The sequence below is a fragment of the Streptomyces sp. NTD91 genome, from assembly GCF_059510455.1.
Genome location: NZ_JCAJZW010000011.1, coordinates 1 through 20,863, shown reverse-complemented (window position 1 = coordinate 20,863; position 20,863 = coordinate 1). Strand labels below are relative to the sequence as shown.

The following is a 20,863-nucleotide window of genomic DNA, read 5'->3' as shown; positions in this document are numbered from 1 at the left end:
GGACACGGCGCGGACGACGGGTCCCCGTCGGCGGGGCCCAAAGGCCCTGGCGGAAGCGTCCGTGGGGTCTGAGAGAGTGGGTGCATGAGCGCAACGGGTACGCGTACGGGGCACGTCGTCGTCATCGGGGCAGGCATCGCCGGGCTGGCCGCCGCCCACCGGCTGCTCGGACGCGGCACGCGCGTGACCGTCCTGGAGGCCGCGGACCGGGTCGGCGGCAAGCTGCTGCCCGGCGAGATCGCGGGCGTGCGGGTCGACCTGGGCGCCGAGTCGCTGCTCGCCCGCCGTCCCGAGGCGGTGACCCTCGCGCGCGAGGTGGGCCTCGACGGCCGGCTCCGGCCGCCCGCCACCTCGACCGCCTCGATCTGGACCCGTGGCGCCCTGCGGCCCATGCCCAAGGGCCATGTGATGGGCGTACCCGGCACCGCCGCCGCCCTGGCCGGAGTGCTCTCCGCCGAGGGCCTCGCCCGGATCGAACGCGACGCCGACCTGCCGCCCACCGAGGTCGGTGACGACGTGGCCGTGGGGGAGCACGTGGCGGCGCGGCTCGGCCGCGAGGTCGTCGACCGCCTGGTCGAGCCCCTGCTCGGCGGGGTGTACGCGGGGGACGCGTACCGCATCTCGATGCGCTCGGCCGTCCCTCAGCTCTTCCAGGCCGCCCGCACCCACGCCTCCCTCACGGAAGCGGTCCGCGAGATCCAGGCCAGGGCGGCGGCCGCCCCGCTGACCGGGCCGGTGTTCATGGGCATCGAGGGCGGCGTCGGGACCCTGCCGCTCGCGGTGGCGGAGTCGGTGCGCGCGCGGGGCGGAGAGATCCTGACCCGGACGCCGGTCACCGGACTGCGCCGGGAGACCTCCGGCGGCTGGCGGATCACCGCCGGGGAGCGCGTGCTGCGAGCCGACGCGGTGATCGTCGCCGTACCCGCCCCGGCCGCCGCCGGTCTGCTGCGGTCCGAGTCTCCCGGGGCAGCCGCCGAGCTGGCCGCGATCGAGTACGCCTCCATGGCCCTGGTCACCCTCGCCTACCGGCGTGCGGACCTGGACCTCCCCGAGGGCAGCGGCTTCCTCGTGCCCCCCGTCGACGGCCGCACCATCAAGGCGTCCACGTTCGCCTCGCAGAAGTGGGACTGGATCTCCGAGGACGACCCGGACGTCGTCGTCCTGCGCACCTCCGTGGGCCGGCACGGCGAGACGGAGATCCTCCAGCGGGACGACGCCGGCCTGGTGGACGTCTCCCGGCACGACCTCGGCGAAGCCACCGGCCTGGCCGCCGTACCCCTTCGGACCCGGGTCACCCGCTGGACCGACGGCCTGCCGCAGTACCCGGTGGGCCACCACGCGCGCGTGGCCCGCATCCGCGAGCATGTCGCCGAGCTGCCCGGCCTCGCGGTGTGCGGCGCGCAGTACGACGGCGTCGGCGTGCCGGCCTGCATCGCGAGCGCGTACGCGGCGGTGGACCAGCTGGGCGGCGACACGAGCGGGGTCCGGGAGCTGACCGCCAACCCGGTGCAGAGCCTTCACGGCGGAGCGGGAGAATAGGGATTATGAGTGACGACGCCCCCACCATCGAGACCGGCAGGATTCCGAACAAGGGCAAGCTGGCCAAGGACCTCAACGAGACCATCCGCTACACCCTGTGGTCGGTCTTCAAGCTGAAGGACGTGCTGCCGGAGGACCGCACGGGTCACACCGACGAGGTCCAGCAGCTGTTCGACCAGCTTGCCGCCAAGGACGTGACCGTCCGCGGCACCTACGACCTCTCCGGCCTGCGCGCCGACGCCGATCTGATGATCTGGTGGCACGCGGAGGACAGCGACCGGCTCCAGGAGGCGTACAACCTCTTCCGCCGCACGAAGCTGGGCCGCGCGCTCGAGCCGGTGTGGTCCAACATGGCGCTGCACCGCCCGGCGGAGTTCAACCGCTCGCACATCCCGGCGTTCCTCGCCGACGAGACGCCCCGGAACTACGTCAGCGTCTACCCGTTCGTGCGCTCCTACGACTGGTACCTGCTGCCCGACGAGGACCGCCGGCGCATGCTCGCCGACCACGGCAAGATGGCCCGCGGCTACCCGGACGTGCGCGCCAACACGGTCGCGTCCTTCTCCCTCGGCGACTACGAGTGGATCCTGGCCTTCGAGGCCGACGAGCTGCACCGCATCGTCGACCTCATGCGCCACCTGCGCGGCTCGGAGGCCCGGATGCACGTCCGCGAGGAGATCCCGTTCTTCACGGGCCGCCGGAAGGACATCGGGGACCTGGTGGCCGGGCTGGCCTGACGGTTCCCTCAGGGGCGACCCTCCGGTAGCCCCCGGGAGCCTGTCCTCACGGCGCCCCGGCGCTTCGCCGGACCGGCCGCCGGAGGCAACCGGTGCGGCGCGCAGGCCGCGTGCCGCACCGGCACCCGCCCTTCCAGCAGATACGCCTCGAAGTGGCCGTTCACGCACCTGTTGGGGCCGCCCGCGATGCCGTGCGTGCCCGCGTCCCGCTCGGTCACCAGCACCGAGCCGGCCAGCCGCCGGCTCATCTCCAGCGCGCCCGGGTACGGCGCGGCCGCGTCCCGCTCGGCCGCCAGGATCAGCACCGGCGGCAGCTCACCGGGCCCTGTCCGTACGTCGAGCGGCTGCTGCCGGGGCTCGGGCCAGTAGGCGCACGGCAGGTTCATCCACACGTTGTCCCAGGTCTCGAACGGCGCCATCCGGGCGAGCCGGGTGTTGTCCTGGTCCCACACCTTCCAGTCCGTCGGCCAGGGCGCGTCGTTGCACTCCACCGCCGTGTAGACGGCGCTGCCGTTCTCCGCCTCCGTGGCCGTCCCCGTGTCCGGGGCGGCCAGTCGGACCAGCGGCTCGGGGTCGCCGTGCAGATAGGCCGACAGGGCCGCGGCCCGGCTGGGCCAGAAATCGTCGTAGTACCCGGCCGTCAGGAACGCGTTCTGCAACTGGCCGGGACCGACCTTCCCGCCGGCCGCCTTCCGGGCCAGCCGGCCGGCGGCCGTGTCGTAGCTGCGCTGCACCTTCGTGGCGGTGTCGCCGAGCTCGTAGACGTCGTCGTGGCGGGCGATCCAGTCCCGGAAGTCCGCCCAGCGGTCCTCGAACGCGGCCGACTGGTCCAGGTTGTCGCGGTACCAGATCTTCTGCGGGTCCGGGTTCACCGCCGAGTCCAGCACCATGCGCCGTACGTGCGTGGGGAACATCGCGGCGTACAGCGCGCCGAAGTAGGTGCCGTACGACGCCCCCACGAAGGTGAGCCGGTCCTCGCCGAGCGCGGCCCGCAGCACGTCCAGGTCCCGGGCGTTGTTCAGCGAGGTGTAGAAGCGCAGCTTGCTCCCGGAGCGCTTGGCACAGCCCCGCGCATAGGCCTTGGCCTCGGCGATGCGCCGCCGCTTGTACGCCTCCGACGGGTGCGTCGGCGCCGCGGTGGGTGCCTTGAGGAAGCGCTCGGGGTCCTCGCAGGACAGCGGCGCCGAACGGCCCACACCGCGCGGTGCGTAGCCGACCAGGTCGTACGCGGCGGCGATCCGCTGCCACTGCGGGACCGCGCCGATCAGCGGGAAGTACATGCCGGACGCGCCGGGGCCGCCCGGGTTGTAGACGAGGGCCCCCTGCCGGGGCACCTTCCGCTTGCTGTTGTGCGGGTCCTTCTGCGTGGCGGGCATCCGGCTGACCGTCAGCCTGATCCGCCTGCCGTCCGGATGGGCGTAGTCGAGCGGGACGGCCACCGTGCCGCAGCGCAGCCCCTTCGGTGCCTTCGGCACGTCGGCGGGGGAGCACGCACCGAAGTCGATGCCGGCCGCCCGGGCGCGGGCCACGGCCACCTCGGTGCCGCGCAGTTCGGCCGTGCCGGGGACACCGGGAGCCGCGCCCGCACCGTCCGCCGGGGCGGCGGCAAGCGTGGTCAGCAGCAAGGACCCGGCGGCGGAGTACAGGGCGGCGGCTCTCATCGCGTTTCCCTTCGGTTCGGCGACGGCGATGGCACGGCTGCCACGCCCCGGCGTCGACAAAAGGGATGCTTCGTTCACCCCCCGGCGAAGGCAAGCACCACCCGGCCGGTGTCGGCCGCAATGCCCCGTGTGCGCCGTCCGAAGACCCGGCGGACGCCCTCACTCCCGCCAGGGCTGGTCGCGGTGGGTGAAGGCCGCGCGCAGCCGGGGCTCACCGATCGCGCGGATCCCGCGCACGGCGACCGAGGTGAGGAACGACCGCTCGTCGCCGGCCGGCCTGCGCACCAGCGCGCCCAGCAGCCGCTGTCCGGCCGGAGAGGCCCAGCGCGCGTACGGATGCACCTCGAACCGGGCGATGGCCAGGCAGCTCAGGCACAGCGTGAGCGGCAGGGCGAACCACAGGCCGACCAGCAGCCGCGGCGTCCCCGCACCGATCGGCAGCAGCAGCGCGGCGGCCCCGAGCAGCGCCACGGCCGGCGCGGCGGCGCGCACCTGGCGCACCGCGGCGCCCACGGAGGTCCCGGCGCCCTCGGGGACGGCGAGCCCGGCCCGCACCAGCCGGTCGGCGAGCCGCCGTACGGCCTCCGCGCCGGCCGCCCGTGCCCGCGCGGGCGCGATGCGCGACTGCCCGTCCGGGCCTATGGCGCCTATGACCGACTGCTCGATCTCGTCGTGCCCCAGCGGGTCCACCACCGTGGCCCAGCCGGTGTGCGCGAGCAGCAGGCGGCGCTGACGGGCCATGGAGACCAGCGTCACATCGGCGACCCGGACCGGGCCGCCGGAGAGGAAGGCCGCCTCGTACAGCGTCAGTTCGTGCTCCCGGCCCACCGTCGCGGCATCCGCGTCCAGGGCTGCGGCGCGAACGGCCGCCAGGCACAGCCGGGTGCACGCCGTACCGGCGAAAGCCCAGGCCAGGAGCAGGAGAAGGACCCAGAACATGACGTGTTTCTATGCCAGAGGCGGGGGTGAGCGCCATGCCTTGTTCACCATCCGGACACAGTGTCACAGGTCTGTGACGTTCCGTTCGGCGCCCACGTCGGCGCCGTCAGGGGTTGCTCGTCCCCGGCGGCGCACTGGTGGTGGCGGGCGGCATGGAGTACGACTCGCCCGGCGACGGGGCGACCGGCACGGCGGCGCTGGGATCGACGACCCTTGGGGTGGGAACGGGGGTGGGGGAGGCCGCCAGCTCCTGGGCGAGCGCGGCGAAGTCGACGTATCCCGTCGCCTCCAGCGCCTTGATGTGATCCAGAAGGGTCGCGTTCGCGTCGTCGGCGAGATCGCGGACCAGTGAGTTCTGGGTGCCGGCCCGGACCTCGGCGACCTGCGCGTACATCCGGCCGTCGGCCGGTCGGACGAGACCGGCGAACTGGCGGTCGAAGTCCTGGCCCTGCGCCGAGCGCAGCGTGTCCAGCCACTGCTTCTGCCGGGCGTCCGGTTCGTCGGGCAGCGGCACGCCGAGCTGGGTGGCGACGGTGCGCAGATGGGCGTCCAGCGAGGTGTGCCCGTCGACCAGGTGCCGGCCCGCCGTGCGCACGGCCGCCATGGTGCCCTTGTGCTCCGCCAGCTCGCCGGCGGGCAGCTCCCACAGGCCCGCCAGGCGGACGGTGGTGATGAAGTCCCGGTCCTGCGCCGACAGGGGGCCGTACGGGGTGGTGACGGTCTGTGTGCTCAGCACGGTGACGCCGGCCGCCGGGCTCGGGCGGTCGGCGTACGACCACAGCGGGTAGAGCAGCGCCGTCGCGGTCGCCGCGAGAGCCGCGATCACGAGGCTTGTGCCGCTGAATATGCCTCTGCCCTTGATGGGGGGCCGGGGTCGCATGACGCCTCCTGTCAGCGCACCGCACGCGAGTGTGCCTGGGGGTGGGTGCGGCGGCATATTACTCGGCCGGGGCCGGCCGCCGCCGGGGCACGGGCGGGCCCCTCGGGCCGGGGCGTGCGGTGCGTGGGGCGGCTGCGGGACTCGGGGCACGTGCGCAGGGGCGCCCAGGGGGTCCGGAGCCTCGGCGGGCGCGTGTCGCGTTGTGACCGGTCGCGCGGTTCCGCGCCCCCCTCGGGGTGCTTCCCGCCGACGTGGCCTGCGCCCGGGCGTGCGGTGCGGCGGCACGGCTGGGCGCCGGGGGCACCCCCTCGGCGGGAGGCGCCCTGCCGGCGCCGGTGAGCGAACCCCGGCCGGCCCTCCGCCACGGCCCGCCTCACACCCCCCGCAGCAGCACCTTCCGTGCCGCGCGGGCCACTCGCCCGGTGGGCCTCGGAGCCGGTCCCGCCCGGTCCAGCCACCACTCCCGCAGGGCCCGGCGAGCCGCCGCATTCTCGGGGCGCCCGGTCTTCAGCAGGTGGCCGGCGAAATCCAGTGCGTCGCGCCGGTAGCCCCCGGCCATCGGCCGTACCCGCGCGTAGTCCAGGAACACCGCCCGGTACTCCTCGCCCACGATGACCGGTAGCTCGGGCGCCACCTTCGCCACCACGTCCGCCCGCTTCGCGGCGAGGGCCCGCGCCTGCACCCCCATCCGCGCCCGGTCGAACCCCTCGGGCGCCGGCGTCCCGGCGACCAGGGAGGACAGCACGGCGGCCTGGGAGACGGCGAGCCGCTGCCGCGCGCCGGGCTTCGATCGAGGAGCAGCAGCGGTACCGGCGCCGCCCGCCGGACCTTCCACGGCCGCCTGCGCCATGCCCTCGCCGGCCCGCTTGCGCCCCGCCCGCACCGCTTCCGCGACCGACGCCAACTCCCGCTCCAGCCCGGCCGGTTCGGGGAAGTTCTCGTCCCGTTCCAGCAGGACTCCGGGCGGGGCGGTGCGGGCGGCGAGGTCGGTGAGGATGTCGAGCACCGGGCGCGGCACGGGGTGGGCGTGGCTGTCGTGCCAGACGCCGTCGCGCTCGAAGCCGCCCGCGACATGGACGTAGGCGATCGCCTCCACGGGCAGCGCTGCCAGCGCCTCGGCGGGGTCCTCGCCCCGGTTGACGTGGTTGGTGTGCAGGTTGGCCACATCGATCAGCAGGCGTACGCCGGTGCGCTCGACCAGCTCGGACAGGAACTGTCCCTCGGTCAGCTCCTCGCCCGGCCAGGAGAACAACGCGGCGACGTTCTCCAGGGCCAGCGGCACGGGCAGCGCGTCCTGCGCGATGAGCACGTTCTCGCAGAGCACGTCCAGGGCGTCCCGGGTGCGCGGCGCCGGCAGCAGATGCCCGGCCTCCAGGCGGGGGGAGGCGGTCAGCGGGCCGCCCGCGCGGACGAACGCGATGTGCTCGGTGACCAGCGGGGACCCGAGGGCCTCGGCCCGCTCCGCCAGGGCCGTCAGCCGGGCCCCGTCGGGGCGGTCGGCGCCGCCGAGGCCCAGGGAGACGCCGTGCGGGACCACGGTCACCCCGCGCTCCCGCAGCCGCAGCAGCGAGTCCGGCAGGTGCCCGGGGCAGACGTTCTCGGCCACGACCTCCACCCAGTCGATGCCCGGCATCCGCTCCACGGCGTCCGCGATCTCCGGCCGCCAGCCGATCCCCGTCCCCAGTCGCCGCATGGTTCCACCCCTCCTTCGCCCGGACCCCTCCGCCGAACGACGGGGGTATGGCCCCGGCGACCGGCCGCCAATCACCTCCCTGCCGTGTTCAGAGCAACATTTGAGCTTGCGCAGCCGTCCAGCGCAGCGCCGGGTGGTCGGCGACCACCGTGCAGCTGCCCGGTGCGATCTCGGTGAAGCCCGCGTCGCGAACGACCGGCAGCCCGCTGCCCGTGAGCCGCGGCCAGTCGGCGGGCGAGGCCGTGCGGACGGCCAGCGCGTGGCCGGCGTCCCGCCAAGCGGCGCGCTCCGCGTCGGACAGCGCCCACCAGGCCAGCTGGGCGCCGTGCCCGACCTGCGCCATCGTCTTCCCGGCGGACATCTCCAGCTCGGGGTTCAGCCACAGTACGGGCCGCGCCGGGTCGGCGGCGACGGGCGGCTCCGGGTCGTCCAGCTCGGTGCCGGACACCTGGAGCCGGGCCAGGTCCTTGGGCCAGCCGTTCAGCGGGACCGGCGGGAAGACCCGTACCTGCGCGGACTTGCCGGTCACCGTGATCCCGGGCAGCGCCTCGGCCCGCCGCCACTCGGCGCCGCGGGCCCGCCGGACGACCTTGCGGATCCGCGCGTCCTCCCAGCCGCGCACCGCCTCGGCCCACGCGCCGTCCCCCTGTGCCCGCTCGTCACCGAGCAGCACGAGCACAGCCCGTGCGGCCGTCTCCAGCGCGTCGGTGCGCGCGGGCGGCGCGGCGCGCTCGATCCGCACGACGAGGGGCAGCACGAACTGGGGCGCGGCGTCGCGCGGGGTGCGCTCGGCGTGGAAGGGACTGTCTCCGGGGGACGACGAAACCTGGCTCACATCAGCCAACCTTAAGGGGGGACCGGTGGTCCACGGCTCCGCCCGGTGGGCGCGAGCGGCCACAATGCCCCCATGCAACGTGATCTACGGCTGGCAGGGGTGGGCCGCCGCTACGGCCTCCGCGGCCCCTGGGTGTTACGAGGCGTCGACCTCACCCTCACCCCCGGCACCCTCACCCGCGTCGAAGGAGCGAACGGCACCGGGAAATCCACCCTGCTCCGCCTCCTCGCCCGCCTGGACGCGCCGACGGAGGGCCGGGTCACCGGCCGCCCGCGCACGGCGTACGTACCCGAGAGATTCCCCTCGGCGCTTCCCTTCACCGCCCTCGGCTACCTCACCCACCTCGGCACCGTCCACGGACTGGGCCGCAGATCCGCCGCACGAGCCGCGGGCACCTGGCTGGAGCGCTTCGGCGCGGGCGCCCACGCCGGTACGCCGATGGCGCGGCTGTCCAAGGGCAGCAGCCAGAAGGTGGCCGTCGCCCAGGCCCTGCTCGGCGAACCGGAACTGCTGGTCCTGGACGAGGCCTGGACCGGTCTGGACGCGGAGGTCCGGGCCGAGCTGGAGCGGGCGGTGGCCGAGCGGACCGCCGCCGGGGGCGCCGTGGTGTTCGTGGACCACGACCCGCGTCGGCTGGCCGGGGCCGCGGACGCGACGTACACCGTGCTCGACGGCGGCCTCCGGCGCCGTGCGGACGACGGGAGTCCACCGTCCGGGCCGACCGCCCTCGTCACCGTGCGCGGACCGGCCGGCGCCCAACTGCCGCCCGACGCGGCCCGGTCCGTCGCCTGCGTCGAGGAGACCGCCCCCGGCCTGTACCGCCTGGCCGTCCCCGCCTCCCACTCCGACGTCGTCCTGCGCACCCTGCTCACGGCTCGCCCGCCCTGGCACATCGTGAGCGTCGCCCCGCCCTCCGACCCCGGAAGCCGTCCATGACCGCCCTTCTGCGCTACCAGGCCGACCTGCTGGTGCGCTCCCAGCGCTGGCTGCCGCCGGTGATCCTGTACGCCGCGTTCCTCGCGATCGGTGTGCAGGGCGGCGAACCCGTCCTCGACTCGCTCGGCTACACGGCCGCCGGTCTGCTTCCGGTGGCCGCCTGGCTGGTGCGGATCTGCGTCACCGGCGAGCCCGACGCGGCCCGCGCCTGTGCCGCCGCCGCCCGCGGCCCGGCCCGCGCGCACCTCGCCTGTCTGCTGACGGCGCTGCTCGCGGCGGTGGCGCTCGGACTGGTGGCGACCGTGGTCGTGACGCTGATCAGCGACCCGGCGAGCAACGGTCACCGGGTACCCGTGCCCCTGCCGCGCGCCGGTGCGGCCGGACTGCCGGCCACGCTCACCTGCGCGCTGCTGGGCGCCGCCGTCGGCGCGCTCACCAACCGGCCGCTGCTGCGCTCCACCGGCCGTGCCGTGCCCGCGATGCTGCTGGGCGCACTGCTGGCGGTGGTGCTCACCGGATCCCCGGCGCAGGCGGCGGTCAGCGGTCTGGTCACGGGCTCGCAGAGTGGCAGGGCACCGGTGCCGCTGCTGCCGCTGGCCGGGGCGGTCCTGTTCACGGCCGTGGCCTTCGCCGCGGCCAGTGCGCTCGCCGCCCGCCGGTCACCCTGAGCAGGCGATGCCGCTGGGCCGGCCGGCGCATGCAGCGCGGGAGCCAGGCGTTCACAGGTCCCGCTGTTCCAGCGGCCGGACCGCCGGGCCCTGGAGGACCGTGCCGTCGACGGTGAAGCGCGAGCCGTGACAGGGGCATTCCCAGGCGCGTTCGGCCCGGTTGAAGGAGACCAGGCAGCCGAGGTGCGTGCAGCGGGCCGAGACGGCGTGCAGGGTGCCCTCCTCGTCCCGGTGAACCGCGATCCGCCTGCCGTCCACCCGGGCCACCGTCCCGTCGCCGGGTGCCAGAGCGTCCACCGAGCCCGGCGGTTTCAGCCGGTCGCCGACCAGGTGCCGGGCCACCTCCGCCTGCGTCTTCAGCAGCGACGGCGCCTCCCGCACCACCGACTTCAGCCGCCGCGGGTCGTACAGCTCGCGCCACGCGCAGTCCCGGCCGGTGATCAGCACGGTCAGCAGCAGCCCGGCCATGATCCCGCCGCTCAGCCCCCAGCCGCCGAAACCCGTGGCGACATAGGTGTGCCTGGCCGCCGGGTGGAAGGGGCCGACCATCGGCACGGTGTCGGTGGCGTCGTTGTCCTGCGTGGCCCAGGCCTGGTCCGGGGCCACTGCGGGGAAGTGCTCCTCGGCCCAGCGGGCGAGCGTGCCGAGGCCCTCCCCCACGTCGCCGGTGCCGGGCGTGAAGTGCTCGCCGGTGACGACGAGCAACCGCTGCCCGTCCGCGCCGTACGGCGCCGTGCGCACCGAGCGGGTGTTCTCCTCGGGCGTGATGTACATGCCCTCCGGATCCGGGCCGCCGTTCAGCGGGCCCGCGACGACCAGTTCGCGGCGCGGGGAGAGCCGGGCGAACAGCAGCGCCCGGTCGAACACCGGGTAGTGGGTGGCGATCACGACGTCCCGCGCGGTGACCGTGTGCCCCGACTCGGTCGTCAGCCGGCACGGCTCCCCGCCCTCCTGCAGCCCGACGACGCGCGTCCCCTCGTACACCTGACCGCCTCGCGCGACGAGGTCGTCGGTGATCGCCCGCAGGTACTTGACCGGGTGGAACTGCGCCTGCCCGGTCACCCGGACCGCGCCCGCCACCGGGAACGGCAGCCCGGTCTCCGTCGTGAACGCGGCCGGCAGCCCCGCGTTCCGGGCCGCCTCCGCCTCCGCCCGCACCTCGTCGACGCGCGCCCGGTCCCGCACATAGGTGTACGCGTCCCGTGTCTCCCACTCGCAGTCGATGCCCAGCTCGTCGACCAGCGCCGCCGCGTGCTCGATCGCCTCCGACTGCGAGCGGGCGTACAGCCGCGCAGCTTCGGGACCGCGGGTGCGCCGCAGTCGGTCGTACACGAGCGTGTGCTGGGCGGTCAGCTTGGCCGTGGTGTATCCGGTGACCCCGGCCGCCACCCGACCGGCCTCCAGCACGGCCACCCCCAGCCCGGCCCGGACCAGTTCGTACGCGGTGCTGAGCCCCGCGATGCCCGCGCCCACGACGGCCACGTCGACGTCGAGATCCCCGCTCAGCGCGGGCAGGGAGGGCCCCGGTGCGGTGCGGAGCCAGTAGGAGCCGGTGACGTTCCGCTGCGTGCGCATGGCCGCCGGGTACCCGCCTGCGGTCCGTTCAGCAGTCGCCTCCGCGCATCCCGGCCGGCCGGGAAGCCCCGCCGGTGTCACGGCCCGCGTCCGGCTGCGGCAGGTGCGGGGAACTCTTCCGGGGCGAAGCCCAGGTGCGGGCGGGCGTTGACCTGGGGGATCGTCGTGGTGATGCAGTGGCGGGATGCGGTCGTCGCGCACCTCCCGGTGTCAGAAGACGAGGGTCGCTCCGCACACCGGATGCGTCACGCGTCCAGGCTCAGCAGTCCCGTCGAGGGGGCATCATCCGGTGCTGAGGCCAAGGCGTGATCATGCGGCGGATGCCGACAATGCGGGCGGTGGCCGGGCCGCGGTTCTCGCTCCGCTCGCGTGCAGCGGCGGTTCAGGGGCCCGCCAGCAGTCGCTCCCGGCACTGCGCCACGTCGAAGTCCGCCTTCGGGTACTGCGGGTCCAGGGCCTCCAGGTGCTCCACCAGCAGGCGGCTGATCGCCCAGTTCCGGTACCACTTGCGGTCCGCCGGGATCACGTACCAGGGCGCGTACGGCGCCGCGCAGCGCTCCAGAGCGATCTGGTACGCCTCCTGGTACGCGGACCACAGGGCGCGCTCGTCGATGTCGCCGGGGTCGAACTTCCAGTGCTTGTCCGGGCGGTCCAGGCGGCGCAGCAGCCGACGCCGCTGCTCCTCGTGGGAGAGGTGCAGAAAGCACTTGATCAGCGTGACGCCGTCCTCGGTGAGGCACCGCTCGAAGTCGTTGACGAGACCGTAGCGGCTGCCGATCTCGGCGGGCGGGGCGAGATGCCGGACGCGGGCGATGAGCACGTCCTCGTAGTACGAGCGGTCGAAGATCCCGATCTCGCCCGGCCGGGGCAGGGCCGGGCGCACCCGCCACAGGAAGTCGTGCCGCCGCTCCTCCTCGGTGGGCGCCTTGAACGCGTGGACACGACAGCCGGACGGGTTGAGGTGCCCGATGACGTGCTTGACCGTGCCGCCCTTGCCGCTGGTGTCCATGCCCTGCAGCACCAGCAGCACCCGCCGCCGGTCGCCCGCCGTGCCCGCCGCCCACAACCGCTCCTGCAGCCGGGCCAGCCGCTTGGCCGTCCGCGCGCTGTCGGCCGCGCCGGCCCGCTTGCCGCCGGGTACGCCGGGCGTGGCGCGGGTGTCGAACGCGGCCAGGTCGACCGGCTCACCGGGCGGCAGCCGCAGTGCCTCCCGCAGGTCCTCACCGCTCTTGCGACCGCTCTTCCTCGCCATGGCCGCCCTCTTTCTCCGTCGGTGTACGCCAAGACGCCCGACGGGCTCTCACGGCACTACCCGCGGCCGTACCGGCCCGTCAGAACGCCCATGGCAAGCGTGTGCCCGGAAATCGCCCGCAGCAGATCCGTCCGCGAGGCCCCGGCGGGGAGCGGCACACGACGGTCGACGGCGTACACGGTGAGGACGTAGTGATGCGGCCGGTCCCCGCGCGGCGGGCACGGGCCGCCGTACCCGGTCCTCCCGAAGCCGTTGCGCCCCTCGACCGCGCCGCGCGGATGCTCCCCGGCGGACAGCCGCGCGGTGTGCGGGTCGATGTCCCAGACCAGCCAGTGCGCGAACGTGCCGTGCGCGGCGTCGGAGTCACGCAGGACCAGCGCCAGCGACGCCGTCCGCGGGGGTACGCCGGCGAGGGCGAGCGGAGGCGAGAGGTCGGCGCCGTCGCAGCCGTACCGGCGTGGGACGGTGGCGCCGTCGGCGTAGGCCGTGCTCGTGACGGTCAGCCGGCCGGTGGCGGTGGGCGAGGCGGACGGTGCGCCGCCGTCGCCGCAGCCCGCCACGAGGGCCGTCGCGGCCAGGGCGATCACCCAGCTCCTGCGCATGCCCGGAACGTTATCCGGAGCGCGGCTCCCGGTCACCGACCGGCGCGGCCGGCGGGGCGTTCCTCTCCGGGGAGCGTTCCGTGTGCTGGGTGACTGCCTCCGGACGGCGCTGTGTGTCGCTGTCCGGAGCGGCCCGGGGGTCGCCACCTTCGAGAAGGCGCTTGCTCTCCACGTCCGGCGTGGTGTGCGGTGTGCCCGCCTCCAGCAGGCGTTCGCTCTCCGCTTCCGTGGGGGTCGGTCGGTCGCCCCGCTCGGGACGGGGCTCGCGCTCCCCGTCCGGCACGGCCGGCCGGTTGCCCCGTTCCAGGAAGTGCAGCAGTTCCACCGGGATGGGCAGCACCAGCGTGGAGTTCTTCTCGGCGGACACCGCCATCACCGTCTGCAGCAGCCGCAGTTGGAGGGCGGCGGGCGTGTCGGCCATCTGCTGCGCGGCCTCGGCCAGCTTCTTGGAGGCCTGGTACTCGGCGTCCGCGTTGATGATCCGGGCCCGGCGCTCCCGGTCCGCCTCGGCCTGGCGGGCCATGGACCGCTTCATCGTGTCCGGCAGGGACACGTCCTTGATCTCGACCCGGTCGACCTGGACGCCCCAGCCGACGGCCGGGCTGTCGATCATCAGCTCGAGCCCCTGGTTGAGCTTCTCCCGGTTGGAGAGCAGATCGTCCAGGTCGCTCTTGCCGATGATCGACCTGAGGGACGTCTGCGCCATCTGCGACACCGCGAACTTGTAGTCCTCGACCTTCACCAGCGCGCTCACCGCGTCGACCACCCTGAAGTAGACGACCGCGTCCACGCGGACGGTGACGTTGTCGCGGGTGATGCCCTCCTGGGCGGGGATCGGCATCGTCACGATCTGCAGGTTGACCTTCTGCAGCCGGTCCACGAAGGGGATGATCATGTTGAAGCCCGGCGGTCGTACGTCACCCACGACGCGCCCGAGCCGGAACAGCACGCCCCGTTCGTACTGCTTGACCACGCGCGCGGCCATGGCCAGGTACACCAGTCCGGCACAGCCCGCCCCGATGATCGCACCCAGCAGATCCTCGACCATGACGACCTCCTCGCACAGAGGTCCGATACGCCTGTCTCTGCAACGATATGCCCCTGCCGGGCAACGGGGCCATGCCACCGAGCCCGGGACCCCGCCCGGCCAGGTCAGGGGGTGGCGGCCCGCGTCCCGGTCGTCCGGCTCACCGGTGCCGGTCTGTTTCCCGGTCGTCCGAGCCGTGGTGCCGGTCGGTGTCCGGACCGGCTGAACGAGCCTCCGGCGCGGGCCCGGTTTCCGGTCGGCCGGGTCGTGGTTGCGGGCCGGCTGCTCGGGCCGCCGGGTCGCGGGTGGGTGCCGGCCCGCTGGGGCTTGTCCGTCGGCCGTCCGAGCCGCGGGGCCGTCCTGTTGCGGGGTGAACCGCGCGTCACGAGCGCGAGAGAGCGTGAAAAGCGCTGGTCCCTGGCGCGATCCGGCCGTTGACCGCGCGTCGGGGTCCTCGTTATGAGCCGACGAGGCCCTTCGCGTCGCGGGCCAGCGCGGTGAGCCGGGAGATCGCCCTGAAGTACTTCTTGCGGTAGCCGCCGTTCAGCATGTCCTCGCTGAACAGCCGGTCGAACGGCAGACCCGAGGCCAGCACCGGGACCTCGCGGTCGTACAGCCGGTCCGCGAGCACCACCAGCCGCAGCGCCGTCGACTGGTCCGGCACCGGCCGCACGTCGGTGAGGCAGACCGCCTTCAGTCCGTCGGTCAGCGCGCCGTACCGGCTCGGGTGGACCTTGGCCAGGTGCTCCAGCAGGTGCGGGAAGTCGTCGAGCGAGGCGCCCCCGGTGGCGTACGCCGCCTTCGTGACCTCTTCGTCGGTGAACGGCTTCGGCGCCTCGGGCAGGCCCCGGTGGCGGTAGTCCTCGCCGTCGATGCGCAGGGTGCGGAAGTGGGCCGACAGGCCCTGGATCTCGCGCAGGAAGTCGGCGGCGGCGAACCGGCCCTCGCCCAGCTTGTCCGGCAGCGTGTTGGAGGTGGCGGCGAGCGCCACGCCCGCCTCGACCAGCTTGCCGAGCAGGGTCGACACCAGCACCGTGTCGCCCGGATCGTCCAGTTCGAACTCGTCGATGCACAGCAGCCGGTGCCCGGAGAGGGTGCGCACGGTCTGCTGGAAGCCGAGGGCGCCGACCAGGTTCGTCAGCTCCACGAAGGTGCCGAACGCCTTCAGCGCGGGCTCGGCCGGGGTGGCGTGCCACAGGGAGGCGAGCAGATGGGTCTTGCCGACGCCGTAGCCGCCGTCCAGATAGACCCCGCGCGGGCCGGCCGGGGCCTTGGGCGCCCTGGCCCGGCCGAAGCCGAGGAAGCCGCGCCGGCCGGCGCCGGAGGCGTGCGCGCCGCCGAGCCCGGCCGCGAAGCCCTCGAGCACCTGCACGGCCTGGCGCTGGCTGGGCTGGTTCGGGTCCGGTATGTACGTCGAGAAGCGGACCGAGTCGAAGCGCGGCGGCGGCACCATCTCGGCGACCAGCCGGTCCGCGGGAACGTGCGGCTCGCGGGCGCACAGGGACAGGGGGCCCGCGTGGGTCACCGGGCCGGATCCGGAGGCGGAGGTGGAGGACGACACGGTTGTCCATGCTAAGCGCCGTGTCACACTGCACGACATGCGACGCCTGTTCCCTGTGACCGACGAAACAGCGGCCCGGCCCTCCGGCGGGGCTACCGAGCGGGAGGGGGCGGGGAGGATCGGCGGGAGCATCGTGGCCGATGGGACCGGTGGTGCCGCCGCCCTCGTCGACCGTGAGTGGAGTCTGGCCGAGCTGGCCGCCGCATACGCCTACCCGGAGCCCGCGCCCGGCGCGCCGCGGCCCTGGCTGCGGGCCAACATGGTCTCCACACTCGACGGCGCCGCCCAGCACGAGGGGCGCTCCCAGCCCATCTCCAGCGCCGCCGACATGCGGATCTTCGGCACGCTGCGGGCGCTCGCGGACGTGGTCGTGGTGGGTGCGGAAACGGTACGGCAGGAGGGATACCGCCCGGCACGCGCGCGTGCCGAGTTCGCCGAGGCACGCGAGGCCGCCGGACAGGGCGCGGCGCCGGTGATCGCGGTCGTCACCGCGAGCCTGGACCTGGACTTCTCGCTCCCGCTGTTCACCTCGCCCCTGGTGCCGACCCTGATCCTGACCGGAGCCGCGGCCGCCCCCGACCGCGTCGCCGCCGCCGAGAAGGCCGGCGCCAAGGTGGTGACCGCCGGTGAGGGCGTCGGCGTCGACCCCGCGCGGGCGGTGCGCGCCCTGGCGGAGCTCGGCCACACCCGGCTGCTCACCGAGGGCGGTCCCCGGCTGCTCGGCCAGCTGGTCGCCGCCGAGGTGCTGGACGAGCTGTGCCTGACCGTGTCGCCCATGCTCACCGCGGGGGACGCCCAGCGCATCGCCGGGGGACCGTCGCTCGCCGTCCCGCAGCGGTTCGAACTCGCGTCCCTGCTGGAAGACGCCGGATTTCTGTTCGGCCGGTACCGCCGGTCCTGACACCAACGGAATCTGCCGTTCCGTTTCGCGTCGGGGGGGCAGACTTAATCCGGCACTACCCGGGCGATCACGGGGCAGGATGGTTTCCGCAGGGGCCTCGTCAGGGCCCACGGAGGAGAAGAGGCGTTTGGTGTTCACAAGCGTTCTGATGATCGAGAAGGCTTTGACGTCCGCCGACGTGGAGTTCGTCACGACCTTGCACGGAGACGAGCCGGTCGCTTTCCATGTGCTCCTCCAGCCGCGCGGAGACCAGGCGGACCGCCTGCTGCGGGCCATCGACGACATCGCGCTCGGTGAACTCGACGAGGCGGTCCGCGAACGCGAGACCCCCGAGGGGGAAGCGGCGAAGAGCGTCGGACAGCAGGCTCTCGACGTGTCCGTGCAGGCGCTGCGCGCCTCGGGGAACGACGCGGAGGGGCGACTGGTCGAGGACCATCCGCTGGACGCGCTGAAGGCCCTGGTCGCCGAGGTGCACGCGGACGAGGTGATCGTGCTCACCGACCCCCACTACGTGGAGGAGTTCTTCCACCGCGACTGGGCGTCCCGGGCCCGGCACAAGGTGGGGGTGCCGGTGCTGAAACTGTTCTCGCACAGCAAAGCCTGATCACGGCCCCGCGCCCGTTGGGCGGGGCCGGCACCCCGCGCTGCGAGGAGCCCGGTGCTTCAGCGCATAGGCTAGGCACGCTCCGTCCGCACCGTACTCGGGAGAAGAACGCATGGCACCCGGCCTTCCTACCGCCATGGACCGACCGCACTTCATCGGCATCGGCGGCGCCGGGATGTCGGGGATCGCCAAGATCCTCGCGCAGCGCGGGGCCGTGGTGGCCGGCAGCGACGCCAAGGACTCGGCGACCGCCGAGGCGCTGCGGGCGCTCGGGGCCACCGTGCACATCGGGCACGCGGCGGAGCACCTCGCCGACGACGCGAGCTGTGTCGTCGTCTCCTCGGCGATCCGCAAGGACAACCCCGAACTGGCCCGCGCCGCCGAACTGGGCATTCCCGTGGTCCACCGTTCGGACGCGCTCGCCGCGCTGATGGAGGGGCTGCGCCCGATCGCCGTGGCCGGCACCCACGGCAAGACCACGACCACCTCGATGCTGGCGGTCTGCCTCGGCGAGCGGGGCCTGAAACCGTCGTACGCCATCGGCGGCGACCTCGACGCGCCCGGCTCCAACGCGCTGCACGGCGAGGGCGACATCTTCGTCGCCGAGGCCGACGAATCGGACCGCAGCTTCCACAAGTACGCCCCCGAGGTCGCCATCGTCCTCAACGTCGAGCTGGACCACCACGCCAACTACGCCTCGATGGACGAGATCTACGAGTCCTTCGAGACCTTCGCCGGGAAGATCGTCCCCGGTGGCACGCTGGTCGTCTCGGCCGACCACGGCGGCGCGCGCGAGCTGACCCGGCGGCTCGCGGGGTCCGTGAAGACGGTGACGTACGGCGAGGCCGAGGACGCCGACGTGCGCGTGACATCGATCGTCCCGCAGGGGCTGAAGAGCCGGGTCACCGTGGTGCTGGACGGCCAGGAGCTGACCTTCGCGGTCTCCGTGCCCGGCCGCCACTACGCCCTCAACGCCGTCGCCGCGCTCACCGCCGGGACCGCCCTCGGCATCCCTGCCGCCGAACTGGCGCCCGCGCTCGCCGCCTACACAGGCGTCAAGCGGCGCCTGCAGCTCAAGGGCGAGGCCGCCGGGGTGCAGGTCATCGATTCCTACGCCCACCACCCCACCGAGATGACCGCCGACCTGGAGGCCATGCGGGCCGCCGCCGGCGACGCCCGCATCCTCGTCGTCTTCCAGCCGCACCTGTTCTCCCGCACCCAGGAGCTGGGCAAGGAGATGGGCCAGGCCCTCTCCCTGGCCGACGCCTCCGTGGTCCTCGACATCTACCCGGCCCGCGAGGACCCGATCCCGGGCGTGACCAGCGCGCTGATCATCGAGGCCGCCCGTGCCGCCGGGGCCGACGTCACCGCCGTGCACGACAAGACCGAGATCCCCGCCGTGATCGCGGGAATGGCGAAGCCCGGTGATCTCGTTCTCACCATGGGCGCGGGCGACGTGACCGACCTGGGCCCGCTGATCCTGGACCGCCTGTCGCAGTGAGGGGCTGACGCTCATGCCGTACGACGTCGAGAAGCCGGAGGAGCAGTGGCGGGAGGAACTGACGCCCGCCGAGTACGCCGTGCTGCGCCAGGCCGCCACGGAGCCGGCGTTCACCGGTGAGTACACGGACACCAAGACCAGGGGCGTCTACTCCTGCCGCGCCTGCGGCGCCGACCTGTTCACCTCCGACACGAAGTTCGCCTCGCACTGCGGCTGGCCGTCCTTCTACGACCCGAAGGACACCGACGCGGTGGAACTGGTCGAGGACCGCTCCCACGGCATGGTCCGCACGGAGGTGCGCTGTGCCCGCTGCGGCTCCCACCTGGGACACGTCTTCGAGGGTGAGGGCTATCCGACCCCGACCGACCAGCGCTACTGCATCAACTCCGTCTCGCTGCGGCTGACGCCCGCCGAGGACTGATCCTCCGCGGGCCCGGCCGATGGACACCGACGACCCGGCAGAACCAGCCCCGGACAGGATCCGGCCGGTCGAGGCCGAGCGCCATCGGACACCGGATCGTGGCTGATGTTCCGTACTGAGGCCGCTGGGGGCACCGGGACACAAGAGGCCGGTGCCCGACTCGTTCCGGTTTGAGATTCTGTGAGGATGTGGGGTGTGGCGCGCTGGATCCAGTCCCGTCGCGGGGCCCGGTCCGCCGACAGCGACCGTCGCGGTGCCGGCGACGGCGGAAGCGGGACGGCGTCCGCACGAGGCGGCGATGCCGCTCGGGGCGTGGGCGCGGGCGACGCGGCGCAGGGCCTGCCCGCCGCCGGTGCCATGGCGGCCGGCCCGCCGTCGGACGTGCTGCGGGAGGCGCTGGCCGGCATCGGCACGACCCTCGACGAGGCCACGACCTGCGCCGAGCTGACCCGGATCGCCGTACGGCTGGCGGGCGGATCGGCCGCCGTGATGCGCCGCGGCGGCGCGACCGTCTCCGGGTACGAGGCGGTCAGCGGCGACGTCGGCGTGCTGCCCGACGCCCGCTGGGCCGCCGCAGTGGCCCGCGAGGCGGCCGTACCGGCGCTCGACGCCCAGCCCGAGCCCTGGGTCGAGCACACCGCCTCCCGGAACGCCCTGTGCGTGCCGCTGACCAGCGGCGGCGACGCCTACGGCGTTCTGGTGTGGGCTCGCTCCGGGCAGCCGCCGCTGCGCGCGGAGGCCGAGCTGCTCAGCCTGCTCGCCGAGCGTGCCGCCTCCCACATCCGGCACGCCCGCACCTACGCGAGCGTCCACCGCACCGCCGGCGATCTGCAGCGCGCCCTGCTCGCCGAGCCCGGCCGGCCGCACCCGAACCTCGACATCGCCGTGCGGTACCTGCCGGCCGGCGGAGGCGTCCTCGTCGGCGGCGACTGGTGCGAGACCGTACGACTGCACTTCGGGCGGACCCTGCTGGTCGTCGGCGACGTCATGGGGCACGGCCTGGAGGCCGCCGTCGACATGAGCGCCTACCGTTCCTCCCTGCGCTACATCGCCTCCGCCGACCTGCCCCCGCACCGGGTCCTGCGGCAGATGGACGAGATCGCCTCCCGGGAGGCCGAACTCAGGCCCGCCACCTGTCTGCTCGCCCAAGTCGACCCGGGGCGCCGCCAGGTCACCCTGGCCAGCGCCGGGCACCTGCCGCCCGTGCGCATCACGACCGACGGCACGGTCTCGATGGTGCCGGTGCCCGTCGGGCCGCCGCTGGGCACCGGGCTCGGCGGCTACGACTCGGCCACCCACGCGCTCGCCGAGGGGGAGACCCTGGTGCTGTTCACCGACGGCCTGGTGGAACGCCGGGGCGAGGACATCGACCGGTCGCTGGAGCGGCTGGCCGCCGTCCGCTTCCCGGGCGGGGACGGGCTGGACGACGTCCTGGACACCATCCTCGGCCGCCTGGACGCGCGGCACGCGGAGGACGACGTCGCCGCGATGGCCTGCCGGCCCCACAGCAGCCGTACGGCCCCGCGCACCT

Annotated in this window: 19 protein-coding genes; 9 read left to right on the top strand and 10 right to left on the bottom strand. The window is 74.2% G+C overall.

Features of this window, described 5'->3' with window-relative positions; all coding sequences use genetic code 11:
• The first annotated feature begins 84 nt into the window (after nt 1–84).
• Both hemG and hemQ read left to right on the top strand, forming a co-directional pair.
• Entirely contained in the window at nt 85–1,539 is a 1,455-nt protein-coding gene (gene hemG / locus AC5WRT_RS14520; protein ID WP_496094203.1) for a protoporphyrinogen oxidase, read from the top strand.
• A gap of 5 nt (nt 1,540–1,544) precedes the next feature.
• Complete coding sequence (hemQ, locus tag AC5WRT_RS14515; RefSeq protein WP_496094204.1) at nt 1,545–2,276, top strand: hydrogen peroxide-dependent heme synthase; 732 nt, start codon at nt 1,545–1,547, stop codon at nt 2,274–2,276.
• Between the two features lie 8 nt (nt 2,277–2,284).
• On the opposite strand, the gene AC5WRT_RS14510 is transcribed toward hemQ, so the two are convergent.
• The 5 genes from AC5WRT_RS14510 to AC5WRT_RS14490 all read right to left on the bottom strand — a co-directional run bounded on the left by AC5WRT_RS14510 (nt 2,285) and on the right by AC5WRT_RS14490 (nt 8,284).
• A complete protein-coding gene (locus AC5WRT_RS14510) occupies nt 2,285–3,937 on the bottom strand; it encodes an alpha/beta hydrolase (RefSeq protein ID WP_496094205.1) in 1,653 nt (550 codons plus the stop codon).
• 159 nt (nt 3,938–4,096) lie between these two features.
• Nucleotides 4,097–4,876: a TIGR04222 domain-containing membrane protein gene (locus tag AC5WRT_RS14505; RefSeq protein WP_496100280.1), complete on the bottom strand. Its 780-nt coding sequence runs from the start codon at nt 4,874–4,876 to the stop codon at nt 4,097–4,099.
• Between the two features lie 106 nt (nt 4,877–4,982).
• Nucleotides 4,983–5,756: a DUF4142 domain-containing protein gene (locus tag AC5WRT_RS14500; protein WP_496094207.1), complete on the bottom strand. Its 774-nt coding sequence runs from the start codon at nt 5,754–5,756 to the stop codon at nt 4,983–4,985.
• Nucleotides 5,757–6,129: 373 nt separating this feature from the next.
• The gene (locus tag AC5WRT_RS14495) at nt 6,130–7,449 is read right to left on the bottom strand and encodes an MbnB/TglH/ChrH family RiPP precursor modification enzyme (protein WP_496094208.1); all 1,320 of its coding nucleotides are present in this window, start codon (nt 7,447–7,449) and stop codon (nt 6,130–6,132) included.
• Nucleotides 7,450–7,537: 88 nt separating this feature from the next.
• Nucleotides 7,538–8,284, bottom strand: coding sequence for a peptidyl-tRNA hydrolase (locus tag AC5WRT_RS14490; RefSeq protein WP_496094209.1), 747 nt, complete (start codon nt 8,282–8,284; stop codon nt 7,538–7,540).
• 72 nt (nt 8,285–8,356) lie between these two features.
• Between AC5WRT_RS14490 and AC5WRT_RS14485 the strand changes: the two genes are divergently transcribed.
• Together AC5WRT_RS14485 and AC5WRT_RS14480 are read left to right on the top strand one after the other, a co-directional pair.
• Complete coding sequence (locus tag AC5WRT_RS14485) at nt 8,357–9,220, top strand: ABC transporter ATP-binding protein (protein ID WP_496094210.1); 864 nt, start codon at nt 8,357–8,359, stop codon at nt 9,218–9,220.
• Entirely contained in the window at nt 9,217–9,888 is a 672-nt protein-coding gene (locus AC5WRT_RS14480) for an ABC transporter (protein ID WP_496094211.1), read from the top strand. The genes AC5WRT_RS14485 and AC5WRT_RS14480 overlap by 4 nt, the downstream gene beginning before the upstream one ends.
• Before the next feature lie 51 nt (nt 9,889–9,939).
• Here AC5WRT_RS14480 and AC5WRT_RS14475 read toward each other — a convergent pair whose 3' ends face one another.
• From AC5WRT_RS14475 to zapE, 5 genes are all read right to left on the bottom strand, one after another.
• Nucleotides 9,940–11,463, bottom strand: a complete 1,524-nt coding sequence (locus tag AC5WRT_RS14475; protein WP_496100279.1) for an FAD-dependent oxidoreductase — start codon at nt 11,461–11,463, stop codon at nt 9,940–9,942.
• 382 nt (nt 11,464–11,845) lie between these two features.
• Nucleotides 11,846–12,715, bottom strand: a complete 870-nt coding sequence (locus tag AC5WRT_RS14470; RefSeq protein ID WP_496094213.1) for a PPK2 family polyphosphate kinase — start codon at nt 12,713–12,715, stop codon at nt 11,846–11,848.
• Nucleotides 12,716–12,771: 56 nt separating this feature from the next.
• Nucleotides 12,772–13,317, bottom strand: a complete 546-nt coding sequence (locus AC5WRT_RS14465; protein WP_496094214.1) for a YbhB/YbcL family Raf kinase inhibitor-like protein — start codon at nt 13,315–13,317, stop codon at nt 12,772–12,774.
• A 10-nt stretch (nt 13,318–13,327) separates the two neighbouring features.
• Nucleotides 13,328–14,365, bottom strand: coding sequence for a slipin family protein (locus AC5WRT_RS14460; protein ID WP_496100278.1), 1,038 nt, complete (start codon nt 14,363–14,365; stop codon nt 13,328–13,330).
• A gap of 436 nt (nt 14,366–14,801) precedes the next feature.
• The gene (gene zapE / locus AC5WRT_RS14455; protein WP_496094216.1) at nt 14,802–15,905 is read right to left on the bottom strand and encodes a cell division protein ZapE; all 1,104 of its coding nucleotides are present in this window, start codon (nt 15,903–15,905) and stop codon (nt 14,802–14,804) included.
• A 37-nt stretch (nt 15,906–15,942) separates the two neighbouring features.
• On the opposite strand from zapE, the gene AC5WRT_RS14450 reads away from it, so the two are divergent.
• The 5 genes from AC5WRT_RS14450 to AC5WRT_RS14430 form a co-directional block, all read left to right on the top strand.
• Nucleotides 15,943–16,806 carry a pyrimidine reductase family protein gene (locus AC5WRT_RS14450; RefSeq protein ID WP_496094217.1) on the top strand — a complete coding sequence of 288 codons (864 nt, stop codon included), beginning with the start codon at nt 15,943–15,945 and terminating at the stop codon, nt 16,804–16,806.
• 130 nt (nt 16,807–16,936) lie between these two features.
• Nucleotides 16,937–17,410, top strand: coding sequence for an indole-3-glycerol phosphate synthase (locus AC5WRT_RS14445; RefSeq protein WP_496094218.1), 474 nt, complete (start codon nt 16,937–16,939; stop codon nt 17,408–17,410).
• Nucleotides 17,411–17,522: 112 nt separating this feature from the next.
• Nucleotides 17,523–18,911: a UDP-N-acetylmuramate--L-alanine ligase gene (gene murC / locus AC5WRT_RS14440; protein WP_496094219.1), complete on the top strand. Its 1,389-nt coding sequence runs from the start codon at nt 17,523–17,525 to the stop codon at nt 18,909–18,911.
• A gap of 13 nt (nt 18,912–18,924) precedes the next feature.
• Nucleotides 18,925–19,332: a peptide-methionine (R)-S-oxide reductase MsrB gene (msrB, locus tag AC5WRT_RS14435; RefSeq protein WP_496094220.1), complete on the top strand. Its 408-nt coding sequence runs from the start codon at nt 18,925–18,927 to the stop codon at nt 19,330–19,332.
• Nucleotides 19,333–19,644: 312 nt separating this feature from the next.
• The coding region (locus tag AC5WRT_RS14430; RefSeq protein ID WP_496094221.1) for a PP2C family protein-serine/threonine phosphatase at nt 19,645–20,863 on the top strand (1,219 nt) is incomplete at its 3' end.

Excerpts from the sequence above, each read along its gene's own strand:
- hemG (WP_496094203.1), top strand. The coding sequence starts at position 85 with ATGAGCGCAACGGGTACGCGTACGGGGCACGTCGTCGTCATCGGGGCA.
- hemQ (WP_496094204.1), top strand. The coding sequence starts at position 1,545 with ATGAGTGACGACGCCCCCACCATCGAGACCGGCAGGATTCCGAACAAG.
- AC5WRT_RS14510 (WP_496094205.1), bottom strand. The coding sequence starts at position 3,937 with ATGAGAGCCGCCGCCCTGTACTCCGCCGCCGGGTCCTTGCTGCTGACC.
- AC5WRT_RS14505 (WP_496100280.1), bottom strand. The coding sequence starts at position 4,876 with ATGTTCTGGGTCCTTCTCCTGCTCCTGGCCTGGGCTTTCGCCGGTACG.
- AC5WRT_RS14500 (WP_496094207.1), bottom strand. The coding sequence starts at position 5,756 with ATGCGACCCCGGCCCCCCATCAAGGGCAGAGGCATATTCAGCGGCACA.
- AC5WRT_RS14495 (WP_496094208.1), bottom strand. The coding sequence starts at position 7,449 with ATGCGGCGACTGGGGACGGGGATCGGCTGGCGGCCGGAGATCGCGGAC.
- AC5WRT_RS14485 (WP_496094210.1), top strand. The coding sequence starts at position 8,357 with ATGCAACGTGATCTACGGCTGGCAGGGGTGGGCCGCCGCTACGGCCTC.
- AC5WRT_RS14480 (WP_496094211.1), top strand. The coding sequence starts at position 9,217 with ATGACCGCCCTTCTGCGCTACCAGGCCGACCTGCTGGTGCGCTCCCAG.
- AC5WRT_RS14475 (WP_496100279.1), bottom strand. The coding sequence starts at position 11,463 with ATGCGCACGCAGCGGAACGTCACCGGCTCCTACTGGCTCCGCACCGCA.
- AC5WRT_RS14470 (WP_496094213.1), bottom strand. The coding sequence starts at position 12,715 with ATGGCGAGGAAGAGCGGTCGCAAGAGCGGTGAGGACCTGCGGGAGGCA.
- AC5WRT_RS14465 (WP_496094214.1), bottom strand. The coding sequence starts at position 13,317 with ATGCGCAGGAGCTGGGTGATCGCCCTGGCCGCGACGGCCCTCGTGGCG.
- AC5WRT_RS14460 (WP_496100278.1), bottom strand. The coding sequence starts at position 14,365 with ATGGTCGAGGATCTGCTGGGTGCGATCATCGGGGCGGGCTGTGCCGGA.
- AC5WRT_RS14450 (WP_496094217.1), top strand. The coding sequence starts at position 15,943 with ATGCGACGCCTGTTCCCTGTGACCGACGAAACAGCGGCCCGGCCCTCC.
- murC (WP_496094219.1), top strand. The coding sequence starts at position 17,523 with ATGGCACCCGGCCTTCCTACCGCCATGGACCGACCGCACTTCATCGGC.
- msrB (WP_496094220.1), top strand. The coding sequence starts at position 18,925 with ATGCCGTACGACGTCGAGAAGCCGGAGGAGCAGTGGCGGGAGGAACTG.